Genomic DNA, 25,206 nt, shown 5'->3' on the forward strand with positions numbered 1-25,206 from the left:
CGGAAATCCGCGTTTTTTGCATTACGAAATTCACAAAATACCCCTAGACAGGATAATTTATGTTCTTTTCCCGTAAAGCTAGGCCACTCATCGACAGAGTTGCCGCTATTTTAGCCAGCTATTTCAGTATTGAGGCCACCATTACCGCGAAATGGTGTTCAGATAAGCTAGATGCAGATAAAGCCATTGATGCAGTAAAAGTTGACGACACAAACCCTGCCAACATATTCACCATCACCTTACCGTTTTGTTATAAAACCCAGCAAGCGAACGTAAAAGCCCACGTGCTAGAAGCGCTAAAAGGCGAGCTTACCGAACAGCAATTGATTGTTACCCAGCACATAGCGTCGGGTGAAACTAAAAACCCTGCGGTAAACAATATTAAAAATATTATTGCCGTGGCCTCTGGTAAAGGCGGGGTAGGAAAGTCGACAACCAGTATTAATTTGGCCTTTGCGCTGATGCAAGAAGGGGCCAGTGTAGGCATTTTAGATGCTGATATTTACGGCCCATCGGTGCCTATTATGCTGGGTAATACCGATGCACACCCGCATAGCAGTGATAACAAACATATGCAGCCGTTAAGTGCTCATGGTTTGGTGGCAAATTCCATTGGTTATTTAGTGCCTCAAGAAGACGCTGCGGTATGGCGCGGACCAATGGCAAGCAGGGCATTAAAGCAGCTTATCGATGAAACATTGTGGCCGGTACTGGATTACTTAATTGTAGATATGCCACCGGGTACAGGTGATATTCAGCTAACCATGGCACAGCAAGTGCCGCTGACAGCTGCCGTAGTAGTAACCACACCGCAAGACTTAGCCCTAGCCGATGCCCAAAAAGGCATTAGCATGTTTGAAAAAGTGGGGGTGCCGGTATTGGGACTGGTTGAAAATATGAGTTATTACCAATGCCGCGCCTGTGGCACCAAAGACTATGTATTCTCAAAAGATGGCGGCGAAATATTGGCCGAGCGACACGGCTTGCCGTTACTAGGCCAATTGCCACTCGATATTACCGTACGCGAACACGCCGATGCGGGTACACCTTTGTTAGTAAGTGCGCCAGACAGCCCATTAAGTGAAAGCTACCGCGAAGCGGCTAGAGCGTTGTCGATGCAATTAGCGTTAACCGTTGCCCCTAGAACGCAGCAAAACAAGCATATTAAAGGCGACCCAATTGGGGTAGCCAGCAAGCTTTAGACGGTAAGCTATAAATTACAAATTTAAACAGAAATTAGTCACTTTTAACCGTTTCAGTTATTAATTTTGATATTTAAAGTAAATAGCGCTTATAGCCAGTTGATTGGCGAGTGCTACATACGCATAATACCGCACACTTTATAGTAAGGACTTACCGCTCATGCGCCTTTGCGACCGCGATATATACGAACATTTGAAAGCTGGGAAAATAAAAATAGACCCAACGCCCGACTACGAAGAAATTAGTGGGGTGACAGTAGATATTCGCCTAGGTAATAAATTTCGCGTATTTGAAGATCATCAAGCGCCTTACATCGATTTAAGTGGACCTAAAGCGCAGGTTCAAGAAGCGCTAGACCATGTAATGAGCGATGAAATTGAGTTAGAAGAAGGCAAAGCATTCTTCTTGCATCCAGGCGAACTTGCATTGGCCATTACGCATGAATCGGTTACCTTGCCTGATTATATTGTTGGCTGGTTAGATGGGCGTTCATCGCTAGCACGCTTAGGTTTAATGGTGCATGTAACTGCACACAGAATCGATCCAGGTTGGTCGGGCAATATCGTGCTGGAATTTTACAACAGTGGAAAGCTACCTTTAGCCCTTCGCCCAAAAATGAAAATTGGTGCGTTAAGTTTTGAAGTGTTATCGAACCCCGCTGAAAAGCCATATAACGCGCGAGTTGACGCCAAATATAAAGGGCAAGACGGCGCCGTAGCTAGCCGTATATCGTCAGACGATAAAAACAGCGCATAAGCTCTATAGCGCACAAACTCTATAAAGCAAAGCATGTAGCAAAACATGAAGTAAAGTATAAAAAAGGGTATGCAATGAGTGTTAATAAGCCGTTCGACAAAAGCTCGTTTATTATTCTTATTGCCCTTGTTACTTCGCTAGCGCTTGGCTCAGGTATTTATTTTTCAAATATAAGCGCTGATATTGCACTTACCGCAGGCATTACCTTGTTTGTGGCAATATTATGGGTAACGGAAGCGTTGCCCATACCCGCAACCTCCCTCATTCCATTTGCACTTTTTCCTCTAGCTGGTGTGTTAACCCACAGCGAAGCGGCTTCGTCGCTAGGTAGCCACGTTATTATCTTGCTAATGGCTGCGTTCATGCTGTCGAAAGGGTTAGAAAAAGCTAACCTGCATCAACGGTTCGCTATTTATATGCTGCGGGTAACTGGGGCAGGAAGCCCACTAAAGCTAATTTTAAGCTTTATGCTGACAACCGCTATTTTAAGCATGTGGATAAGCAACACCGCCACCATTTTGATGATGCTACCCATGGCCATGGCAATTATTAATGCTATGGAAAATCCTCGCTTTGGTGTTGCGCTTATTTTAGGTATTGCTTATGCCGCAAGCCTAGGGGGCGTGGGCACGCCCATTGGCACGCCACCCAATATTATTTTTATGAGTGTTTATGAAGAAACGCAAGGGCATGAATACAGTTTTATTGAGTGGATGAAAACTGGGGTACCCATTGTACTACTCTCTATTCCATTAATGGCGTTGTGGCTAGCGCGTGGATTAACGCAAGTGGGTAACATTGCTTTACCTGAACCGGGCAAATGGGCAGTAGCTGAAAAGCGCGTCTTAGCAATATTCGGCACTGTCGCCATGGCGTGGGTATTTAGGCCTTTTTGGAGTGCGTGGCTAGGCATTACCAACATTAGCGATAGCACCATTGCAGTAGCCGGTGTGGTCGCCATGTTCATGACCAATAACGGTGAAACAACGCCTGCCACCGAAACTCGCAAAAGCCAGCATGACAAATTACTCGACTGGAAAACCGCCAATAACATTCCGTGGGGCATGTTGTTATTGTTTGCCGGTGGAATTTGTATTGCCAAAGCGTTTAAAGCGTCAGGTTTAAGCGTGCTAATGGGGGAGTGGCTTACTGGTCTTTCAACTCTACCCGTAATCTTCCTTATTCTGGGTATCTGTTTATTTGTTACCTTCTTAACCGAGATTACATCGAATACCGCCACAGCCACGCTACTTATGCCTATATTAGCGGCAGCAGGCTTTGCGGTAGGCGTAGATCCTAAACTGCTGATGATCCCCGCTGCTATTAGTGCCAGTTGCGCCTTTATGCTGCCAGTGGCAACCGCGCCAAATGCAATAGCTTATGCCACCGAGAAGTTTGATATAAAGACCATGGCGCGAGAGGGCATAGTGTTAAACGTGATTGTTGCTTTGGTAGTAACAGCAGTGTGCTATTTAACGTTATAAAACGGCGTTCCACACCGGAATGTGCAATTTTATTTTACAAACTGATTAGCAATTAAGCGCTTAACCAAGGATTTGCACAATTGTCGTTGCATTGTGACTAAAAATAAGTAGACTTATCGGCTCTTTCGGTCGGTGTGTGGCGCAGCTTGGTAGCGCACTGTCATGGGGTGTCAGGGGTCGGAGGTTCAAATCCTCTCACACCGACCAACTTCTCTTCTTTTCAATGATTTACCCTGCTCATTGATTGTTTACCACACAAAGTCTTAAAACTAGCCCATATTCGTCGTATTCTCGACTCAATCGTAACATTTCTTGACAATTAAACTGCTTATAGAGATTTCATTTTGTGATATAAACGATAATTAATGCCGTTGTATTAATCGTTTAGGAGTAGGTAAATGGAATTAGAAACCTTATTAGGATACGTTTTTTCGTATCAAGTCATTTTACTTGTGCTTATTGTTATTGGCCTTAAATCGTCAATAAAATTCGTACCTCAGAACCGCGCGTACATTATCGAACGTTTTGGTAAGTACAACACCACCTTGGAAGCCGGTTTAAATTTTATCGTTCCCTTTATTGATACTGTTGCAGCAAATCGCTCGTTGAAAGAGCAGGCCGGTGACGTACCTGAACAGTCTGCAATTACTAAAGACAACATCACATTAAGCGTTGATGGTGTATTGTATTTTAAAGTCGTCGACCCTTATAAAGCCACTTACGGTGTAGAAGACTATACATTTGCGGTAACGCAGTTGGCGCAAACTACCATGCGTTCTGAACTCGGAAAAATGGAGTTAGATAAAACCTTTGAAGAGCGAGACTTATTAAACACGAATATAGTATCTGCGCTTAACGAAGCCGCTGCTCCGTGGGGCGTTCAGGTGTTACGTTACGAGCTAAAAGATATTAACCCGCCGAATTCAGTGCTAGATGCTATGGAACAGCAAATGAAGGCGGAGCGATTGAAACGCGCACAAATTTTAGAATCTGAAGGTGATCGTCAAGCGGCCATAAACCGTGCAGAAGGTGACAAGCAAGCTATAGTGCTTGCGGCGGAAGCTGACAGAGAAGAACAAATATTAAAAGCTGATGGTGAGGCTCAGGCTATTATTCGTGTGGCACAAGCGGATGCAGAAGCTATTGATACCGTAGGTAAAGCGGCAGCCACGGTAGAGGGCCAAAAAGCGGTGCAGCTTGAACTGGCGAAAGGCGCTATTCAAGCAAAAGAGAAAATTGCCAAAGAGTCTTCAATTGTATTGTTGCCTGACAGCGGAACAGAAATAGGCAGTGTTGTGGCACAAGCAATGACGATTGCGAACGCAATAGGTAAAAAGGCATAGCAATGGATAACATGTTTACCAACTTACCTCATTTTTTAATCGGCATAGGCTTAGCATTGCTTATTCTCGAAGTAATGATGGGGTTCACCACCATATTACTTTTGACGTTGGGCATCTCCATGATGCTCGCGTCAGGCCTTATGTATATTGGGATTTTAGATGAGGAATTGTTAGACGCATTCATAGCTATAGCTGTTATCGATTCAGTACTTACCTTTGTGCTGTGGCGGCCAATGAAGTTGCTACAACGAGATCGAGCGCCGAAAGAAGTGAAGTCAGACTGGATTGGTACCCAATTCGAATTGGAAAGTGATGTAGCGCCTGGCGAGCCTGGTAAAGCGCGCTTTTCTGGCGTGGTATGGTCGGTTAAGTCTTCGTCTATTTTGAAAAAAGGCGCAACAGCTGAAGTGGTGAAAGTGGAAGTAGGTGTTCTTCACGTTGAGCCGGTATAACAAAACCAAAAAAGGGTCAGAGTTAATTTAACGTTGAAGTACTTTGACCTTGAAGTACTCTGACCTTGTTTCCTCCTCTTATCTCTTGGCCTCTTCATATTTACCCTCCTTAACCTAATCCTTCCTTACTAACTGCCGGCAGTGGGTGTCCATAAAGTCTCCAGCAAAATTTAAATAGATTTCGACATCATTATTTACATGTTTGATGTAAAATAAGGGTATTGCACAAAATGTGCTGTCCTAGCTTTTTTCGGTGTTAAATGGGGAGGGTGGATTACCCCTATTTCAATGTTCACATTAAGCTTTGTGATTAAGCAGAAAACTTCTCCGTTACATGCCTACACATTTTGAAGCTAGTACCGCAGTAATATTGAACATACAAAATATGAGACTTATAAATGACAAAATTTGATGACCGAGTTAAAGAGTTAGTGACTAAACATCCTAACTTAACGCAAGAAGAAGCTATCAAGATCGTAACTGAAAAGAACGAGCGTAAGAAAAAGAAAAGAGCTGAGAGATCTGACAAGAAGTAATAAAGCTGTCCGCTGTTAAAAAGGCAAGACTAAGCTCGCACTACTAAGCATTTGCGCCCCATGCTGGGCGCGAAGCTTGAAGTAACTACCTCCCCCTAGCGTAACCTATATACCTCTAAAATATATAAATTCTTACACTTCTTGATTTGATTCAGGTTGAGTTCAGTAAGGTTTGAATATAGTCTTCCTCGCGTTTTCAAAAGCATCAAAAACAGTTTGAATGCTATAATATATAAGGATATTACATGTTGTTTCGTACTACAGTCGCGTGTGCTCTCGCGCTATCCGCTTCTTCTTCTTTTGCTCAAAACTCGTCTTCTCAAAACACATCTATACAACACGAAATAGGTGTTGGTATTTCTGATATTAGAGATACAGATGACAACTTCATTGGCGTAAGCTATCGCTATTATTTCGATGCCGTAAATATTGGCGAGCAACCTTGGGCTATTAGCCCTTACCTTCAACGTACTAGTAGTTTATCAGTCGATTACTTTGGCATTGATGACATCGATAGCATCAATGTAAAGGGCGAATGGTTTTATTCTGATACTTGGGTGGTAAGAGGCCGATATGGGCGTATTACTGATGATAGGGATTACTATGACGATACCCTACAACGATTTGGTGCAGATATTTCAACCTTTGCGAACGAGAATTGGGAATACGGTGCCGGTTTCGACTTTTACGATGTAGAGGAACGTTTTTATGATATCAATGGTTCATTAGATTCAAAGAGAAGCGATTCTGACTTTAGCTTTAATGTATTCGCCCGCTATACAAGCTTCGGCACCAGTATGCAGCGCTTTACGCCAGGCTGGGATATTCAACTTAAAGGCACTACGTTTGATGATGAGTTTTCAGTTGAATTAGATGCTGACTATTACTTTAAACCTAACTGGAGTGTAGGTGTAATGGTCATTCATGAAGATAGCGACTTTAACGATTCTGAGAATATTGTAGAGTTGGGTACAAATTATTGGTTCAACCCACATGCTTCAATAAGATTCGGTCTAGGCTATGATACCGATGAAAGTACGCTTGGCTCGGCCACGCTTTTAGGTACATTTAGGTTTTAATTATAAAGGCTAAGTAAACTTATTAGCTCATGATTTAGTGTTAAAAATTTGGGCTATAAGTCTTGTTGAGCTAATAAAACAATAGCTTATAGGAAAAGCCCCGAACACAACGTCTATCACATCGTGTCCGGGGCTTTTTTACACCGCTATTTCATAACAAGCGACACGCATACAGCTTAACTATCTTCGATAGGGGTATTTTGCGTAATAGGTACCGTATTAACGTCAGTGTCTAAACTCTCTACGGCATTTTTCACACCCGCAGCGTAATCTGGGTGTACTTTTTCCAGTACCGCATACCAGCGCTCTTTCACGCTATCTGAACACGGCCCCATTGCCGCAGCATAGTTTTTATACAAGCGCCCCTTTTGACCATTATCGAACATCTCATAAAGCTTGCGTGGTTGAACGTAATCAACGTCGGCATCTTCTTGATGATATTTGTCTGCATCGCCATCAATGCGCAGTGGCGGTTCTTTCACAGAGAAATCTGCCACAGGGCCTTCATACTGATTAGGCTCGTAATAAGCATCTGGATTGCCAAAATCGTTGGTAAAGAAGCGCATAGCACCATCTTTATGATAGTGATTTACCTTACTGTTTTTGGGCGCATTAGCAGGTAGTGCTTCGTAATGCGTACCTAAACGATATCTGTGTGCATCGGCATACGAAAAGATACGAGCTTGTAGCATTTTATCTGGGCTGAAACCAATTCCTGGCACAACGTTAGATGGACTGAATGCTGCATTCTCAATCATTTGGAAATAATTTTCGGGGTTTTGATTCATTTCCAACTCGCCTACTTGAATAAGCGGGTAATCATCGTGTGGCCATACTTTTGTTAAGTCGAAAGGGTTGAAGTCTTGCTTGCCAGCATCTTCTTCCGGCATTGCCTGAATATACATTGTCCATTTAGGGAAGTTTCCTTTATCGATGGCGTTGTACAGTTCTTCTTGATACTTCTCTCGCGTACTACCAATGATCTGTTCAGAGGTTTCATTGGTGTAGTTCTTAATGCCTTGCTGGGTTTTGAAGTGAAACTTGACCCAATGGCGCTTGCCATCTTTATTCCACATACTGAAGGTATGACTTCCGTAGCCATTCATGTGCATGGGCGACACTGGAATGCCCCTGTCAGACATAAGAATGGTCACTTGGTGTACACTTTCCGGCTGGCCAGCCCAAAAATCGAACATAGCTTCTGGAGAACGAAGGTTCGTTTTAGGGTGGCGTTTTTGAGTGCGAATAAAGTCTGGGAATTTGTAACCATCGCGAACGAAGAAAACGGGCGTGTTATTACCCACCATGTCCCAGTTACCTTGTTCGGTGTAAAACTTCAAACTAAATCCGCGAACATCACGTTCAGTATCGGCCGCACCCGATTCGCCCGCTACTGTCGACCATCGGCTTAGCACTTCGGTTTGCTTACCCACTTGCGAGAAAATATCTGCGCAAGAATAGTCACTAATATCATGTGTAACTGTGAATATGCCTTGAGCGCCCCAGCCTTTAGCATGAACAACTCGCTCTGGAATTCGTTCACGGTTCTGGTGAGCTAGTTTTTCTAATAATTGATAATCTTGAAGAAGAGCAGGGCCGCGCTCTCCTGCTGTTTGCGTAGTTTCGTTACTTACCACTGGCGCACCAGCTGATGTAGTTAACTGTGGTTTTTTAGCCATTTATAAATATCCTTCAAGGCTTTAAGAAAAAGCCGATGTCCATTGTAATCATGGTCGCTTGACCTTGGGCTTGGTATTGCTACGGCACAATGCGTGAAAGAGTTTATAAGAGAGATTAGAAAAGAGACTGGAAGCGATTACGTAGATATAAAATAAAAACAGAAGCAGGCGTTATAAACGTCTCGGAAGTTTTTGCTAAGGTTTCTGGCTTACCACCTTAAAAATCCGCCGTTATAATGGACTCTAGGATGGTTTGAATAATATTGGGAAAAGGTTCATTGATAACTTGCTCGGCAGCGAGCGATACTTTGTAATTGGCACTTAGCCCCTGCATAATAAGGGCTATATTGAAATCTTTCTGATAAATAGGGCTCTACAAAAGTTTGTACATCGTTCCAAGCAATATCTTTGCATTCCACCACCACCTTGTGTGATTGCAGTGCCTGCTTAGGATCAAAAGCATAGCCATCGACTGAAATTGTCATTAGTAATAGTGTAAACGCAAAGTACTTCAATGTTGGAGCCTTATGTATGAAATCACTTTTTATCAATTTACCAATGTTTTAAACAGTTAAACAGTTCGAAGTAACCCATCCCCAGTGGCAAGTCTTTTGCTTTCTCTTTAACAATAATGTTTATGAACTCAGCGTCTTGTATGAAAGCCTGAAAATAAAACAAAAAGAGAAGTGGGCATGGTAAATAAAAACCTAAAACGTCGTGAGTTTTTACAAGGTGTTGGAGCGGGAACTTTGGCTGCATCGCTTGTAGGCTGCTCTGCATCATCTAGCGGAACTTCAGGGAAAACCCTAGCGAAAACGGCATTTCAGCGCCCGTTTTCTCGCAAGCCCATGGTGGCGCCTAAAATTTCCGCCAATAATATTGTAACTGAAATTGTAGGGCATAGGCCTTATCGGCCCGAAGGCTTTGTAGTAAACAGTGAAGTATTTGGGAATAAAACCCTAGTGCACAATTACGGGCATGGTGGGGGAGGCATTTCACTATCATGGGGCTCTTCGGCACTGGCAGTGAATGAAGTTGCTAATTCTGAAATTAAAGAAGCGGCTATTATAGGTAGTGGCGTTATGGGGTTAACTACGGCGCGCTTGCTACAAGAAGCGGGTTGGAAAGTAACGCTATACACAAAAGCGATGCCGCGCTTTACTACATCGCAAGTGGCTGGTGGAGAGTGGGGGCCTTACAGTGTTCACGACCCTCTACTATCCAGCTTAGCGTTTAAATCTCAATTGCAGCAAGCCGCTAAAATCGCCCATGGTACGTTTGCTAAAATGGTAGGAAGTGATTACGGCATTCAATGGAAAGAGTTATACACCGCAGTAAATACTAAACCTGATGATGAAGGCCCTTTTAGGCAATTCTACCCCTACACTCAGGTGCTTGGGCCTAATGAACATCCATTTCCAACCAATTACTGCATCTCTTCTTTAACTATGTTGATAGAAACCACCACCTTTCTTAGGCGTCTAGTTAGCGATATTAAATTGTTTGGCGGTGAGTTTGTTATTCGTGAATTTCACGACCAAGACGATATCCATTCGTTATCTCAGTCAGTATTGTTCAACTGCACTGGTTTAGGTTCAAGAGCGTTATTTAACGATGAAGGTATTTTGCCTGCGAAAGGGCAGCTGGTATTGTTACCGCCAGACCCAGCGGTAGACTACTTAACGGTGGGTGGCGGTACAGGCTCGCTTTATATGTTCTCTCGAAATGACTACATGATTTTAGGTGGTACATTTAAACCTGGTGATTGGTCTACCGAGCCCGAGCCTATCGAAACCGCCCGAATACTTAGCGAAAGCCAAGCTTTCTTCTCTTTAATTTAATCGCTAGAACTTAATAGCAGATAATAAAAACTAGATTTGGAAACGACGTGAAATTCATAAGTACTTTACTACTTATTTTAATCGTAAGCGGCTGCCAAGCGCCTCATAAAGGTCATGACGAGCCCAAAAAGCAATTACAAACACAACTAAGCCACTCTTCCCCTGCCTTTGAAGTTGTCACCCTAGGTGATACGGGCGGCATTGAAGATGGCAATTTAAGTTCGTTTTTACTACGTAGCGTAGACGATGAAAACTTCATTGGTTTAGACGCGGGGTCGTTAGTTAATGGTATTAATGTGGCGCTTCAAAACAATGCGTTTGATAGTTTAACTACCACACCAGACGCTGCGTTAAATCCAACCGGCAATATTCTGCAGCATCATATAAAAGCCTACCTACTTAGCCATGGTCATCTCGACCACGTAGCTGGGCTTTTGATTGCATCTCCAGGTGACAGCAGCAAGCCTATTTATGGCCTTCCTTCCGTAAACCAAACTATGAGCGACACTTATTTTAACTGGCAGGCGTGGGCTAATTTTACTAACCGTGGCATAGCGCCAATGTTAAATAAGTACGACGTTATCGACTTAGCCCCTCAAAAAACGACAGAAATTAAAGATACCGCACTTACGGTAACGGCATTTAGTTTGAGTCACCCACTAGAGTCCACTGCATTCGTGATTGAGCATGATAACGATATGTTTGTGTATTTTGGTGATACGGGGCCTGATGAAGTAGAAAAGCAAGGAAAGCTAGATACAGTATGGCGTTATCTCGCGCAGCAAATGCAGCATAAAACCCTTCGCGGTATTTCGATTGAAGTGTCGTTCGATAACTCACGGCCAGATAACCTGTTATTCGGCCACCTTACACCTAAATGGTTGATGCAAGAACTCACCAAGTTTCACGGGTTAGTAGAAGACAAAGCGCAGCTTACCAACATGAAAATTATCATCAGCCACATAAAATACAGTTTAAAGAGTGGGGCTGATCCGCGCGCTGTAATTGCACAAGAATTAGAAGGTGCTAACGCATTAGGCTTTAACTTTGTACTAGCGAAACAAGGGCAGGTGCTAGCCTTATAAAGTGATTTTTTGACTAAATGGTCAATATTTTTGTGGGTGGCATTGTTGTTTCGGTTTTAACTAGGTATAAAAGAGTATTACTAGCACCTAGGTCTTAGAATTGAATCGAGTTTTTCTTACCGCAATAGCGTTCATTAGCTACATGATAATGTCGGGTTTACTTACCCAAATTGGCATTATTTTGAATGCAGTATCCTCTTCGTTAAATGCCACACCGGCAGCCACCGTTGGTGTGTTCTCATGGCTTACTGGCGGTGCGTTGTGCGGTACATTCGCATCACTATTTTTGTATGCTCGCCATTCACTGAAGCAAGTACTGATTGCAAACTACACGCTATTTTTGTTGATCATGCTGGTATTGGTTGTAGTAGCGCCTACTTCGTATTGGCCCCTTGCCGTATTGCTTTGGGGGCTTGGAGTAGGCTGTGGTTGCGGCCTCGCTGGTGGGGCGGTCATTTTATCGAAAATTTATCATGAAGCTAAAAGAGCGTCGGCATTTTTAGCTACCGACTGCGCGTTCAGTGCTGCAGGATTTATCTTCCCTTCTTTAGCGGCAGCGATTATTGCCAAGCAATTTGATTGGGTTTATAGCTATGGCGTTGTGGGTTTGTTGGCATTATTACTTTGGGCAACGCTATTCTTTGTTCACTTTCCTGCCACAGAGGCTGACGATACCAATGCTGCCTCTGCATTCTCACAATTTAAAAGGGTATTAACCCCTAGGGTATGTTTAATCGCTCTGGGCGTTTGTGCTTATTTAATTGCGCAAACGACCTTTTTAACTTGGTCTCCTAATTATTTACAATACACGTTCGGGTTAAGCGAAAAAGTATCGGCGCAGGCCGTTGGGAATTATTGGGGGATGTCGATATTTGGGTTAATTACCGCGGCTATTTTCGTAAATAAAATTCCGCAGCGGCAACTATTGATGTTGGTTACCGTTTTGGCAAGTCTGATCACCTTCACATTCATATTCGCTTCATCGGCCGAGTGGTTTTTGTTTACCAGTTATCTATTTGGATTTACCACTACCTGCATTTATAAAATTGCGATATCTGTTGGTTCCCAGCAGCTTGTATCAGCGCCCGCCGTGCTCGTCACCTTTTTGTTATTTAGTGGCAACGTAGGCAGCACTATTGCGCCCATGTTATCTGGTTGGGTAGTGCAATTATTTGGGGTACAAAGCGCAATCATAATGACTTGGGTAGGCTATACCTTTGTGGCGCTTGTGTTCGGTTTATGCTTATTTTTGGAAAAACGTGAGCTTCGCGCCCACGCTTAAGGAATAAAAAATGGAAAAGATTATTTTTGATACCGACCCTGGTATTGATGATGCGATGGCAATTTTGTTTGCACAGGCAAGCGCTAATATTGATTTGGTGGCTATAACCACCGGCTTTGGTAATGCGAATATCGACACCGCTACGCGCAATGCTTTGTATCTTAAAAAACGCTTTAATTTAAGTGCCGATGTGGCCCGCGGTGCAAAAGAGCCGCTCGTTATTCCAGTAGACGAACCTGCCGACTTTGTTCATGGCGATAACGGCTTGGGTAATATTGATATTGATGAAACCGACTTGCCGAGTGAAGTGGAATTAGCCGCCCATGATTATATTATTGAGAAGCTGAAAGCCAGCCCAGGTGAAATTACATTAGTGGCTGTTGGCCGCATGACTAACCTAGCACTGGCGCTTCGTAAATGCCCTGAAATTGTTAAGTTAGTGAAACGTGTGGTGATCATGGGCGGCGCGTTTGGTTATCATGGTAATACAGGCAACGTTACCCCGTATGCCGAAGCGAATATTATTGGCGACCCTCATGCTGCCGACGAAGTACTTACCGCTGACTGGCCGGTAACTGTAGTGGGTCTTGATGTCACTAAAAAGGTGATAATGAGTAACGATTATTTGGCAAGCCTTGCTGAATGTTCGCCTAAATATGGGCCGTTCATTTATGACATTACCCGCTTTTACGCGAACTTCCATCAACAGACCGACCAAGTTGACGGTATATACGTTCATGACTCATCAGCAATTATGCAGGTGATAGCACCTCAGTTATTTAAAACCGTAGATGGCCCAATTCGTGTTATTACAGAAGGCCCAGCCATAGGCCATACTATACAAAAGACCGTAGCAAAGCGTTTTCCTATCGATGAGTGGGCCGATTATCCAGCGCAATCTGTATGTTCAGAGGTAGGTGTAGATGCCTACTTGGCTAAGTATAAAGACATACTTAGCCAAGCGGCTTTTGAATAATGAGGGGCTAGGTTACTTATTCTAAGGGCTAAATTAACTAACGAGTTGCGCCGCCACTGCCCGGTGGCGCGCCATGAGCGTCTGGGTATCTAACCCAATAATTTGCCCTTCTTTTACCCGCCATTTTCCGCCAATCATAACCTGTTCGGCTTTATCCGCACCGCATAATAGCAGTGCAGAAATAGGGTCATGGCTACCACTAAAACGCAGCTCATCCAGTTTGAAAAAGGCAAGGTCGGCTTGTTTACCTACGGCAATCTCACCAATGTCACTTCGGCCAATAAGCGATGCAGAACCCTTAGTCGCCCAGCCTAAAATTAATTCTGGGGTAATTTTCGCTGCACCATATTTTAAGCGCTGTAAGTAAAGTGCCTGGCGAGCTTCATACATCATGTTCGATGCATCGTTAGAGGCAGAACCATCTACACCTAAGCCAATAGGCGAACCCGCTTCAATCAGTTCAAGGGTAGGGCACATGCCAGAGGCTAAGCGCATGTTAGAAACAGGGCAATGGGTAATACCTGTGCCTGCAGCGCCTAAACGGCGAATTTCATCTTCGTTAAAGTGAATCCCATGTGCCAACCAGGTTCTATCGTTTAACCAGCCCACACTTTCTAAATAATCGACGGTGCGCATGCCAAACATCTTCAAACAAAAATCTTCTTCATCTAAGGTTTCAGCTAAATGGGTATGCAAACGCACGTCTTCGTCTTTCGCTAACTGCGCGCTGTCGGCCATAATTTCTCGAGTCACCGAGAAAGGGGAACAAGGTGCCAAGGCTATTTGCATCCACGCGCCGTCACCGCGTTCGTGATAGGTACCTATTAGCCGTTGGCTGTCTTTTAGTATTGCATCACCGCTTTGTACTGTATGGCGTGGAGGTAGCCCACCTTCGTCTTCACCCAAGCTCATTGAGCCTCGAGTAAGTAGGGCGCGCATACCCATACGTTTTACCGAATCTACTTGTACGTCTATGGCATCTTCCATACCGGTAGGAAACAAATAATGATGGTCGGTAGTGGTCGTACACCCCGACAGTAACAATTCAGCTAACGCTACATCGCAGGCTAGCGACAATGCATTAGGCGTAAGTTTTGCCCACACCGGGTATAAGGTTTTAAGCCATGGAAATAGCGGCTGATTAACCACTGGCGCCCATGCACGGGTAAGGGTTTGGTAAAAGTGATGGTGAGTATTAATAAGCCCAGGAAGCATAACCAATTGAGATGCATCTTCTGTTGCATCGATAGGCGTTACTGGGGTTTGACCCGCACCCACAAGCTCTACGATTTTGCTGCCTTGCACCACAATACCACCGGCGGCATCGAGATCATTTCCCGTAAAAGCGGCTTGCGGGTTTTTAATCCATAGTGTTTTAGAGGGGGATTGCGTTTGGACATTAACGTGGTTCGACTTAACGTCAGACATAACTAGGCTCCATAAAATAATAAAATTAAAGATGCCAGCTCAGTTATGCCCTGTCTGCTGATCCAGGGAGCGTTTGTTTTACAAATCTTTGTTAATTATCACGGCAATCAACACTGTTAATTACCACTACTAATAAACAAAGACTATCAACGATTAACGCAACGTAGAATTGTAATGCTAATGCATTTTGGGGTTGAAATAAAGTACTGCTATAAAGGGACAATTGTACTGTTGTGGTATTACGCTAAACTTCATTTTAACTGTTACACTAAAAGCAGTAGCCCAATTAATAGATGGAATTCACATGCCTGATAATAAATTTAGACTAGTTACTCGAAGCGACTTTGATGGATTAGTTTGTGCAGTACTTTTGAAAGATTTAGATCTTATTGACGATATCTTATTTGTGCATCCGAAAGACATGCAAGACGGCAAGATAGACATTACCGAGAATGACATAACGACTAACCTTCCGTATGTGGCCGGCTGTCATATTGCGTTCGATCACCATCTTAGTGAAACCGTGCGAAACGCTAGCGATATTAAAAATCATGTTATTGATCCAGAGGCACCTTCAGCGGCACGTGTGGTATACGATTATTATGGCGGCGCAGAAAAGTTTCCTAATATCTCAGTTGATATGATGGATGCCGTAGATAAAGGTGATGCAGCGCAATTCTCTGAAGAAGAAATACTCGAGCCCACTGATTGGGTATTGATGAACTTCATCATGGATGCCCGTACTGGTTTAGGTCGTTTTCGTGATTTCAAAATCTCAAATTATCAGTTGATGATGAAGCTCATTGATGCCTGTAAAGATCAAAGTATTGAAGAAATATTGGAAATGGAAGATGTGGCAGAGCGGGTTACTCTTTACCATGAGCACAATGAGCTAGCAAAATTACAGATATCTAAATGCGCTACTGTTCACAAGAACCTTGTGGTGCTTGATTTAACAGAAGAAGAAACGATTTACGCGACTAACCGTTTTGTAATTTATGCCATGTACTCCGATTGTAATATCTCTATTCACAAAATGTGGGGTCTTAAGAAGCAAAATGTGGTTTTCGCTATTGGCAAATCAATCACGAATCGTAGTTCAAACACCAACGTAGGTGAACTATGCCTTAAGTATGGCGGTGGTGGCCACTTAAACGCAGGCACGTGCCAAGTAGAAACCAGTAAAGCGGAAGCAGTATTAAGTGAGCTAATTGAAACCATCACTAATGATGGTTAATTACTAACGACGGTTAATTAGTCGCGGTGGTAAATTTTCCGCCGTAAAAAAATTCTGGGGCGTTGTTACCATAATAAACAGCGCGCTCAGTACTTCGCTTCGTATACATATCTATAAAAACAAACAATCCAATATCTGCTTAGCGCTTATTGCATACCTACCTTGCGATGTTTACTCTGTTTTAACAATTTAAAGTATGAACTTAAGAATGGAGTAAGTATGAATTTTGCTGAATTTGCTGCATCACGTAAGAGTGTGCGTGGTTTTACTAAGCAAGCTGTTACAAAAGAAACCGTGGATGCGATTATTAACGCTGCGAAATGGGCACCTTCATCTTACAATACCCAAACGTGGAAAATTCATGCTGTGGCCGGTGACGTTCTTGATAAAATTCGTGCGGGCAATACAGAAAGAACGCTAGCTGGAACCCCTTATGTAAGAGACTTCCCGTATAAGGAAGATTATGACGGCGTACATAAACAGCGCCAACGTGATGTTGCTATGCAGTTATTTGATGTAATGGGCATAGCCAGAGAAGATAAAGAAAAACGCATGGATTGGATGATGCGTGGTTTTAGGCAGTTCGATGCGCCAGTATCGCTGGTATTAACCTACGATAAAGCCTTAGAGCCAGCGGGCATCACGCAATTTGGGTTAGGCTCTTTGGCTTATGGCATTGTGTTAGCAGCATGGGATTTAGGTCTTGGTTGCGTGATTAACGGCCAAGGTATTATGCAATCAGACGTTGTACACAAGCACGCACAAATTCCAGACTCTGAAGCTATTATGATTTGTATTGCGTTAGGGTACCCCGATGAAAACTTTGCTGCTAACGAGGTAAGGTCGGTACGTGCCGACAATGAAGAGTTCGTCACGTACCACGGGTTTGAATCCTAGATTAAAACTAAACTAAGCCCTGACTAATCTCCGGCGGTTAATATTTAGAAGTTAACTTTCGGAAGTTAGTCTTCGGATGTCAGTCCTCGGAAGTTAATCTTCGGAAACAATTACTCCGTAAGCCGGCGTTCCCCATAGAGGCACTGTCGATAAGCTATGTTTGTAACTTCCTGATGTTTCTTTTGTAGAATACGAAAGATACATCAGGGTTTGTGACTTAGCGTCGAATATGCGTCTCACTTTCATGTTCTTAAAGAAAATACTTTTCGATTTTCTAAAAATAATGTCGCCTGAATCTGACTTGTCGATATCTCGTAGCATTTGCGCGGTAATTTCACCGGTTTGACGACAGGCTATGGAGCTATCGGAAGGATCAGACACATCTAAGTTCGCTTCGATGCTAGAGATGTGGCAAGTTACGCCTGTAATGATAGGGTCTTGCATGGCATCTAGTTTAATATCTTTTGTGGTGAATACGCCCAACGACACATCTCCCACCTCATTGTCGGTACATGCCGTTATACTCATTGCAGCTAAAAGTGCTAACGCTATTTTCTTCACGATTTATATCCTTAAACGCTTAATTCGGTAGCGGGTACGCCAAGCTGATTCATGCCAGCCAGCGCCCCTTAATAATGACTACGTTAAATATACCGAAGTGGAGCATTGAACGTAACCGCCGTCGTTATTTCAATGTGTATTATCTGGCGGCCTTGGTATGAGCTGAGGCACTAAATATACTATTAAACAGCATTATATTTAGCCCGTCGACATACGCCCTTGTAGTTTGCTCGTAAGGAAATGCTATTACCATTCCCTTGCCTTGAGGCTGGTGAATAATGAAAGGCTTGTAAGCCAATTGTTCTTTGTTTTCTTGCCACATATAGCCGCTGGCAAGCACTTCATCTTTACCTTTGAACCACGCTAGGTTCTTTCCAGAAGCAAGACGAATTGGGGTATAAATGTCTTTGCCCCGTACTAGGCCTACCACATCTTCAGGAACACCAGCGGTTAGCCAATGTTCTTGATCTACACTTACATTCGCTAAAATACCTGCCAAATCATCTGGGCTTTCTTCTATGTTCTCACTGTCTTTCACCATCTCATCAAAGGCGCCATAAGCTTTACCCGCTACCATGGCTGCAGAGGAATCTTTCGTTACTTTCTTATCTTGCTGTTCTTTCACCGCAAGCTCGCGTTTCACGTTCAATAGTTCTACATCTGGATCGGCAGCAAATTGAGTCGCACCACCCAAGGTAATTAATACGCCGCCAGATTTCACCCACTGTTTTAAGTTTTCGCCGCCAGCTTTACCTAGGGCGCTTTTGTAATTGCCAGCAGGCAGTATAAGTACCTGATAATTGCTTAAATCGGCCTTCACTAAATGGCGAGTGCGAATAGCGGTAACTGGGTAGTTAAATTCTTGTTCTATCACAAATCGAGTATTGCCTGCACTTAGCGCTGAGGTTGGGGCATCCCATGCTATCGCAACATTCGGGGCTTTTAGCACAAACGCTTCGCCACTACCAAAACTAGGACCTTCTGTAACCCAACTGGTATTAACACCTTGAACGAGAGCACCGGTTTCTTGCGCGATAGATTGAATTTTAGTGGCAACATCTTCAATGTGTTTATTGGCCAAAACTTCAATCACTAAACTACCTGCAGGGTAGCGAGTGTTATTGTCTAGTGTGAAGGCTCTATCGAGTGTCTTTATCGCAATGCCTTGTTGTAACGCAGCAGTTAAAAAACGGCCTGCGGCCATGTCGCCCCAAGGTACGATGAATGCGACAGAGGCGTTAGGGTTGGTGACGTCGCCCTCTAAGCTATCTGTAAGTTTTACTAAGCGGTGCTCGCCCGAAACCGCCTTGCCACAGGTTTGAACGTCAAGGTTGTACATCAAAGGAAGTGACCAACCTGTTACATCGTAAATTTGATCTTTAAGTTTTTGTTCTCGTCGGCGCTCTTGTTCAGATAAAAACGACTCACTCATGTTTACTTGTTGTGTGAACGTGGTTTTAACCAGTTTTCCTCTAGGTTGCGCACTGTCAATAAAGTAGCTGCCAGCCTCATAGGTATTTCCGCACACCTTAACTTTGCTGGTGGTCTGGAAAACTTCTACACCGTGTTCGGTCATCAATTTTGCTAATTTAAAATTTCCTGCACGATCGCGCTGGTTAGGCAAAATATAAACCCGTTCTTTTTTATCAGACTTGCCGGCATCTATGGCATCAATTTGGTATTGGTAGTAATCCTTTAGGTATTTTTGGCGATTATCAGCCACCGACTCAGCGGTAGAAATCGATGCAATGAAGTGTTTGAACACAGTATCTTCGTAAGTAAAGGTAGTGCCGTTTAATCGCTTAAATTTCTCGCCACTGGCAGAGGCTACTTCATACGTAGATGTGGCCGCGCCGGTGAAGGTTGGCCAACTCACTCCGTAACCGGGATAGAAAGAATCGAAAATTTCACGGGTAAAGTAATCGATACCGTTCTTATCGAAGTGCTTCGCATTATTACGGCCAATAGCGTCGATATTATCTTTTTGTGCTTGGGATAGGTTTGGCGTAACAGGTTGTGCTGAAGGGGCAAAGTAGTAGCTCTTGTCTCCGCGCATTTCGTGCAAATCTACCACCACAATTGGGTGATATTTATTAATACTGGCAATACGACCTTTAGTTTCAGGTTGGGTTATCGGCAACCAGTCTCTGTTTAAGTCGAATAGGTAATGATTAGTTCGGCCATTTGGCCAAGGTTCATTATGCTCTGCTGATAGCCTGTCGTCGCTGTGCATTATGCCTACGGTAGAGTAGTAATGGGCGATGAAACGGCTGCGACCATCCGGGTTTTGAAGCGGGTCGATAAACACCAGATTATTTTCCATGATGTTATCGACAGTAGCATCACCTGAGCCTGCAAGCAGGTGATATGCAGTCATCATGGCAGCATCTGTACCGCTTATTTCGTTTCCATGTACGCTATATTGCAACCAAACAGAGCCAGGAAGAGTATCAATCAGGGAGTTGGCTTTACTCGATTTAATGCTGCGAGGGTCAGATAAGGCCTGCATATCACTTGTGAACTGGGTTAAATTGGCAATGTTTCTCTCGTTTCCAATTACAGCGTAAATTAGTTTGCGACCTTCCCAGCTTTCACCGTATTCAAACAGCTTAATGCGTGCTGGTTGAGCATCTTGAAGTGCTTCGAAATAGCGAAGCATGTCGGCATGGCTACTAATACGTTGGCCAATTTTGTAACCTAATTCAGCTTCTACACTTGGGACAGCATTATCGTAATTAACTTGTGGCCAGTTCGCAGAGAATCCTCCGTCTGCTGCTGCCACTGCTTCCGCATAAATTGCGCCGCTGGTGCTCAATATGCTGGTGCCCAAAATGCTGGTAAATATGAACGATTTTATTATTCTTTTAAAAAACATTGATTTCCCTTGTTGTATAAAGCGATAACTCTGAAGCTATTATTATTTTTTAGATTTCCCAAGTTTAGTGACAATGAGTTCTGCCACTTGGTCACAAAAATCGAAACCTGAATAGTCTGGGTTGAACCCACTAATATACGGTACAGCCATAACAAAGTAGCGCTCATTCAGACTACCGTTGGCTAAAATGGGTTGAAAGTCATCGTTAATAGCAAAACCACCTGTTTCTAAATAGTATTCATCGTCAGAACCTATGCACACGCTTTTGGGGTTTTCTTTTAAGTGGTGTTTACCTTGGTGTTTATCTTTAAAGCGTACCTTAGCCACTAATGGCTCGGCATCTTCAAACATAGATTTAAAGGGAAATGCGTCTATTGGCAGCGACTTTTGCCCGGTGCAATCGATAAAGGTTTTATATGTGTTTACAACCGGCTTGTTATCGCTGTCCTTATAATAAAAATGAAAATCGCAGTCGCCTTCAATCCCAAGGTGGCTGCTGCTATCTACCGCAATAATATCGAGGACGCCGCTATTGTGTAGGGCAAGCAATTGTGCCGCGGATGACTGTGGAATGTTCGCAATCATAAGGCCAATGAGCGGTAGCAGATGGTTGCGCAATCGTAAGGTATCTTCTGCACTAAAGTATTTAGCTGGGTGGTTTATGGTGAAGCTCAGCAGCGCGATGGCTTCTTTCCATTGCAATGTGTTTTCTTGTTTAATCGACTGTTCAGCTTGCAGATACTCAATTTTAAACAAGGTGAAGGGTTCATACGCTTTACGCGACTCAAGCATCCATTGGCAAAACGCTTCTATATTTTTGTTCGCTATTTTTTGATAAAAATCCGCGTCCAATTGTTTCAAAGCTCTTTTGAAATTGTGCTCAAAAATAAAATCTAAACTTAAGAAACCGTCGTTATCAGCCCTATGTTGAGCAATCTCTTGCTCACTTAGCATGCCCTCATCAGATACCAGCGGATCGTCTAAGTGAAAGCGGATATTGGGTAATAAGCCCTCTAACGAGTGCATGATTATCTTAAAATTTGGTACTTCGTCGAACAAACGATACTGCAATTGGTTTTCAGTTTGATAAAACTCGCCATTAGCTTCGCTTAGCGTTCGAATTGCATCAATAGCGGTAAGGGAGCTGCCTTTAAGCGCTATGGTATGGTTGTATTTTCGCTGCAATTTGGTGGGCGGGTAGGGAGAGTCAAAATACCCTTTTACTTTACCTTCATGGATTTTCGGCCAAATGTGGCCAGTGCACACCACCACGTTATCAAACCCAGTCACCCATCCGCTGTCGGTCAATATGTTAGTGCCTGCATGGCTATCGCCGTCTTGAGGCTCAGGGCTGTTTATAAGCTCAGAGCTGTTTTCACGCTCAGGGCTGTTTTTGCGTTCAAGGCTGTTTCCATCCCCAGCGCTGGGTTTAATATCTAACACGTTACACTGAAGGTGCACGTTAACGAGTATCCCTGCTGTACGACATTTACCAATTAGCTCGGAAAATTGTGCCTCTAAATAATCACCAAACAGCAGCCGTGGTACCACGTGTTTTTCATGCAGGTTTTCCTTGGAAATGTGATGTTTCGCGAGGTACTCGGGGCTTTGCTGGCGCAGCCATTCAAGTAAGGTTTCATCAAACGGCGCCAGCTCATCGGAGGAAACGTTGGTAATATGTTCCCACGACGCCCCATCTTTACTGTAGGGCATGCCTTTGCCAAGGGCGGTGTTTCGCTCAAAGATATCGAAGGATAAGTGGGGAGATGCTCTGCCATGTGAGCTCTTGGCATCAGAGGTCTCGCCATCAGAGCTCTCACTATCAACAAGCTGCTCGCTAAAAAAGCTCAACGCTTTTTTAAGAATAGAAAGGGCGCTGGGGCCGCCACCAATTAACGCAATCCTTGTTTTATTCATCATCATCCTACTCAAAATAAGACACGCAATTTACTAGAAACGTTTTAAAAACGGATTAAAAGCCCAGCGCTGGCGAAGTCGGTACTTAAGTCACATATCCAGACCGATTCGCGGTAGAAAACACGAGCTACCTATTTGATAAGCAGGTTATATGCCTTATTTTTAAGCTTAGCCATGCTGAATAATGTGGGTTTACCGAGGACAAAGCGAGTTTACGCAATCCAATGGGGCTTTTGATTATGATAAGTTACGGCTAACGCGCGTATTCTGCTGGAATAAGGTTGGGGTATGGTCAAGCTGGGATATGGGGAAGCTGGAATCTGGGGGGAATAGAGCCGAGCTACAACTAATTTAATCCTATTGAGAGGGGGGAGGACTAAGCCAGGCTTCCGGCCTGTGCCTTAAAAAATTACCGACTTTTACGAGGTGGACTTTTGATTCACTGGCAGCAACATTTCTACTTTCAAGCCACCATCAACCGGGCTAGACATTCGTAAGGTTCCACCATGTTTCTCAATGGCTTTTTTCGCAATACTCAAGCCTAGGCCAAAACCTGATGTATGCATTTGATTGCCTGCACGGTAGAAAGGTTGGAGTAGTTTTTCTATTTCATCACTATCAACACCAGGGCCATGGTCGCGTACGGTAATAATCACAGTGTTGTGCTGTTTTTTTGTGGTTACTTCAACAAGCTCGCCCTTAGCTGAATACTTACAAGCGTTGCCGATAATATTTTCTAATGCTTGATGCAGGGCTTCTTCATACCCTGAAATGGCTACATTTGGATCGCACTCAATATTGAGTGGTATACCAAGGTAATTTACCGCCATGTCATCAGCTATACGTTCGCAAAGGGCGTTAATATCGCAATCTTCTGGTACCGGAGTCCCTTTTTCTAGTTTTGAATAATCTAGAATTTGCTGAATAAGCGCATCCATACGCAAACAATCATTATGAATTTGCTTCACGTGCCGACTTTCAGGCGTGTGTTGCTCAATAATGGCAGCGGATGCTTGTAAACGAGCAAGCGGCGCACGAAGCTCATGAGATACATCGTGCAACAACTGTTGCTGAGTGGTAGCGGCTTGATGAGTTTTGTTTACCATAAAACTAATATCAGCAGCTAAATCTCCTAGTTCATCACCACGAGCCATGATGGCTTTAGGGGGCGTAGCAACTTCTTGTTGATTGGCATAACGGCGGCTAAATGCGCCAAGGTAGTTAATGGGACGGACAATTCCCCAGCTTAACAACGCACTTACCAAGGCAGAGGCAATAAAAATGAGCACAAATTGCAACGATTGGAATCGATACAACACCTGTTTATAAATTCGGGGTGTTTCTGGCAAGCGAGTTTCAACCCGATAAGGCAGTTCAGATAGGCCGTAAATTAATTTTACCGTGCGATCCCTTTGGGGCACTTTGTTCATGCGAAAGTGATAAATGGTTCTTCCAGTGTTATCCGAGATTGACATAGGGATAAGCTCGCTACGACGCCGGACGTTCTGATTCATCCAGTCTTTTATTTTGCCTTTGGGTACGTTCCCGCTAGCTAAATCTTGTTCATAACGCCATACAATTCGCTCGGCTTGGCTAATAACACCATTAAAATAACGCTGGTTGTATTCATCAGAAGTGTACTTGCTGACCAAGACATACCCTGTGGCAGTCATCACCAATAAACTCGCCAACCAGAATGTAAGGAATATTCGCCAAAACAAACGCTTGAAACCGAAAGTGTGTTTTATTGAATGCCAAACTTCTGCTCGCATTATTCTGCTAGCCTTATTGTTCTTGATCTGAAGGGGTTGAATGTGCAGAGCCTGACGATGCAGAACTTGAAGGCACAGTCAGCATTTGATAGCCCACACCACGCACCGACTTGATCACATCATTAATACCCGCCGCAGATAGCTTTTGACGTATACGACTTACGTGTACGTCCATGGCGCGATCATACGCTTCAAGCGGTCGGTTAAGCACTTCTTCTGTCATTTCTTGCTTAGTAATGGTTTGCCCAACGCGTTCCATTAATAGGCTTAATGCATTGAATTCTGCACCGGTAAGTGGAAGAGGTGTGTTATCTACTAACGCCGTTCTAGCGCCACTATCAAGTACAATGCCGTGAAGTTCAGCATGCACTACTGCCTGTGTTGGTGCGTTGCCATTTTGGGTACGGCGAATAATGGCGCGGATGCGTGCGCCGAGTTCTCGTGGGTTACAAGGCTTCGCCAAGTAATCATCGGCCCCCATTTCTAAACCAAGAATTCTGTCTATGTCGTCACCACGACCGGTTAGCATAAGAATAGGAGTCTGTTTTTTTGCGCGTACATTGCGCAGCACATCAAGGCCTGACATGCCGGGCATCATAATGTCTAACACTACGGTGTCGAATTCATCGCTTTGCAATAAGCGCGCAATAGCAGCATCGCCACTGTTTAAGGTTTCAACTGCAAAACCGTCGGTCTGCAGAAATTCACTCAGTAGCGCGCAGAGTTCTGCGTCGTCATCTACCAATAAGATTTTATATTTTTCATTTTCCATATATTAAAGATTAACCGTTTTATTTTAGAGG

21 protein-coding genes and 1 tRNA gene are annotated in these 25,206 nt (G+C 43.7%); 14 read left to right on the forward strand and 8 right to left on the reverse strand.

Annotated features, from left to right (window positions below):
- Positions 1–59 precede the first annotated feature (59 nt).
- From apbC to Q4561_RS10990, 8 genes are all read left to right on the forward strand, one after another.
- Complete coding sequence (gene apbC, locus Q4561_RS10955; RefSeq protein WP_303460247.1) at positions 60–1,202, forward strand: iron-sulfur cluster carrier protein ApbC; 1,143 nt, start codon at positions 60–62, stop codon at positions 1,200–1,202.
- Positions 1,203–1,362: 160 nt separating this feature from the next.
- Entirely contained in the window at positions 1,363–1,959 is a 597-nt protein-coding gene (dcd, locus tag Q4561_RS10960) for a dCTP deaminase (RefSeq protein ID WP_303460250.1), read from the forward strand.
- Between the two features lie 74 nt (positions 1,960–2,033).
- Positions 2,034–3,443, forward strand: coding sequence for an SLC13 family permease (locus Q4561_RS10965; protein WP_303460252.1), 1,410 nt, complete (start codon positions 2,034–2,036; stop codon positions 3,441–3,443).
- 130 nt (positions 3,444–3,573) lie between these two features.
- A tRNA-Pro gene (locus Q4561_RS10970) sits at positions 3,574–3,650 on the forward strand.
- A 191-nt stretch (positions 3,651–3,841) separates the two neighbouring features.
- Complete coding sequence (locus Q4561_RS10975) at positions 3,842–4,786, forward strand: slipin family protein (RefSeq protein ID WP_303460255.1); 945 nt, start codon at positions 3,842–3,844, stop codon at positions 4,784–4,786.
- A gap of 2 nt (positions 4,787–4,788) precedes the next feature.
- Positions 4,789–5,238 carry an NfeD family protein gene (locus Q4561_RS10980; protein WP_303460257.1) on the forward strand — a complete coding sequence of 150 codons (450 nt, stop codon included), beginning with the start codon at positions 4,789–4,791 and terminating at the stop codon, positions 5,236–5,238.
- A 398-nt stretch (positions 5,239–5,636) separates the two neighbouring features.
- Positions 5,637–5,774, forward strand: a complete 138-nt coding sequence (locus Q4561_RS10985; RefSeq protein ID WP_303460260.1) for a hypothetical protein — start codon at positions 5,637–5,639, stop codon at positions 5,772–5,774.
- Positions 5,775–6,019: 245 nt separating this feature from the next.
- Positions 6,020–6,853, forward strand: a complete 834-nt coding sequence (locus Q4561_RS10990; RefSeq protein WP_303460262.1) for a hypothetical protein — start codon at positions 6,020–6,022, stop codon at positions 6,851–6,853.
- 176 nt (positions 6,854–7,029) lie between these two features.
- Here the strand turns inward: Q4561_RS10990 and Q4561_RS10995 are convergent, their stop codons facing one another.
- Positions 7,030–8,532 carry a catalase gene (locus Q4561_RS10995; protein WP_303460265.1) on the reverse strand — a complete coding sequence of 501 codons (1,503 nt, stop codon included), beginning with the start codon at positions 8,530–8,532 and terminating at the stop codon, positions 7,030–7,032.
- 275 nt (positions 8,533–8,807) lie between these two features.
- On the reverse strand, positions 8,808–9,017 hold the full coding sequence (locus Q4561_RS11000; RefSeq protein ID WP_303460266.1) for a hypothetical protein: 210 nt from the start codon (positions 9,015–9,017) through the stop codon (positions 8,808–8,810).
- A 207-nt stretch (positions 9,018–9,224) separates the two neighbouring features.
- Between Q4561_RS11000 and Q4561_RS11005 the strand changes: the two genes are divergently transcribed.
- The 4 genes from Q4561_RS11005 to Q4561_RS11020 all read left to right on the forward strand — a co-directional run bounded on the left by Q4561_RS11005 (position 9,225) and on the right by Q4561_RS11020 (position 13,716).
- Complete coding sequence (locus tag Q4561_RS11005) at positions 9,225–10,373, forward strand: FAD-dependent oxidoreductase (RefSeq protein WP_303460268.1); 1,149 nt, start codon at positions 9,225–9,227, stop codon at positions 10,371–10,373.
- A 47-nt stretch (positions 10,374–10,420) separates the two neighbouring features.
- Positions 10,421–11,458 (forward strand): MBL fold metallo-hydrolase, encoded by a 1,038-nt coding sequence (locus Q4561_RS11010; protein ID WP_303460270.1) that lies wholly within the window; start codon positions 10,421–10,423, stop codon positions 11,456–11,458.
- A gap of 100 nt (positions 11,459–11,558) precedes the next feature.
- Positions 11,559–12,740: an MFS transporter TsgA gene (tsgA, locus tag Q4561_RS11015; RefSeq protein WP_303460272.1), complete on the forward strand. Its 1,182-nt coding sequence runs from the start codon at positions 11,559–11,561 to the stop codon at positions 12,738–12,740.
- Positions 12,741–12,750: 10 nt separating this feature from the next.
- On the forward strand, positions 12,751–13,716 hold the full coding sequence (locus tag Q4561_RS11020) for a nucleoside hydrolase (RefSeq protein WP_303460275.1): 966 nt from the start codon (positions 12,751–12,753) through the stop codon (positions 13,714–13,716).
- Positions 13,717–13,749: 33 nt separating this feature from the next.
- Here the strand turns inward: Q4561_RS11020 and Q4561_RS11025 are convergent, their stop codons facing one another.
- The gene (locus tag Q4561_RS11025; RefSeq protein WP_303460277.1) at positions 13,750–15,144 is read right to left on the reverse strand and encodes an 8-oxoguanine deaminase; all 1,395 of its coding nucleotides are present in this window, start codon (positions 15,142–15,144) and stop codon (positions 13,750–13,752) included.
- A 304-nt stretch (positions 15,145–15,448) separates the two neighbouring features.
- Here Q4561_RS11025 and Q4561_RS11030 point away from each other — a divergent pair, with 304 nt between their 5' ends.
- Positions 15,449–16,381, forward strand: a complete 933-nt coding sequence (locus Q4561_RS11030; RefSeq protein WP_303460278.1) for an exopolyphosphatase — start codon at positions 15,449–15,451, stop codon at positions 16,379–16,381.
- A gap of 219 nt (positions 16,382–16,600) precedes the next feature.
- The gene (locus tag Q4561_RS11035; protein ID WP_303460281.1) at positions 16,601–17,278 is read left to right on the forward strand and encodes a nitroreductase; all 678 of its coding nucleotides are present in this window, start codon (positions 16,601–16,603) and stop codon (positions 17,276–17,278) included.
- A gap of 93 nt (positions 17,279–17,371) precedes the next feature.
- Here Q4561_RS11035 and Q4561_RS11040 read toward each other — a convergent pair whose 3' ends face one another.
- The 5 genes from Q4561_RS11040 to Q4561_RS11060 form a co-directional block, all read right to left on the reverse strand.
- Entirely contained in the window at positions 17,372–17,839 is a 468-nt protein-coding gene (locus Q4561_RS11040; RefSeq protein ID WP_303460283.1) for a CreA family protein, read from the reverse strand.
- Between the two features lie 139 nt (positions 17,840–17,978).
- The gene (locus Q4561_RS11045) at positions 17,979–20,714 is read right to left on the reverse strand and encodes a M14 family zinc carboxypeptidase (protein ID WP_303460284.1); all 2,736 of its coding nucleotides are present in this window, start codon (positions 20,712–20,714) and stop codon (positions 17,979–17,981) included.
- A 42-nt stretch (positions 20,715–20,756) separates the two neighbouring features.
- Complete coding sequence (locus Q4561_RS11050; RefSeq protein WP_303460286.1) at positions 20,757–22,631, reverse strand: FAD/NAD(P)-binding protein; 1,875 nt, start codon at positions 22,629–22,631, stop codon at positions 20,757–20,759.
- Between the two features lie 419 nt (positions 22,632–23,050).
- The gene (locus tag Q4561_RS11055; RefSeq protein ID WP_303460288.1) at positions 23,051–24,403 is read right to left on the reverse strand and encodes a HAMP domain-containing sensor histidine kinase; all 1,353 of its coding nucleotides are present in this window, start codon (positions 24,401–24,403) and stop codon (positions 23,051–23,053) included.
- Between the two features lie 13 nt (positions 24,404–24,416).
- Positions 24,417–25,175 carry a response regulator transcription factor gene (locus tag Q4561_RS11060; RefSeq protein WP_303460290.1) on the reverse strand — a complete coding sequence of 253 codons (759 nt, stop codon included), beginning with the start codon at positions 25,173–25,175 and terminating at the stop codon, positions 24,417–24,419.
- Positions 25,176–25,206: the final 31 nt, after the last annotated feature.

Origin of the sequence: Alteromonas sp. 1_MG-2023, from assembly GCF_030547075.1 — a bacterium.
Classification (GTDB): domain Bacteria; phylum Pseudomonadota; class Gammaproteobacteria; order Enterobacterales; family Alteromonadaceae; genus Alteromonas.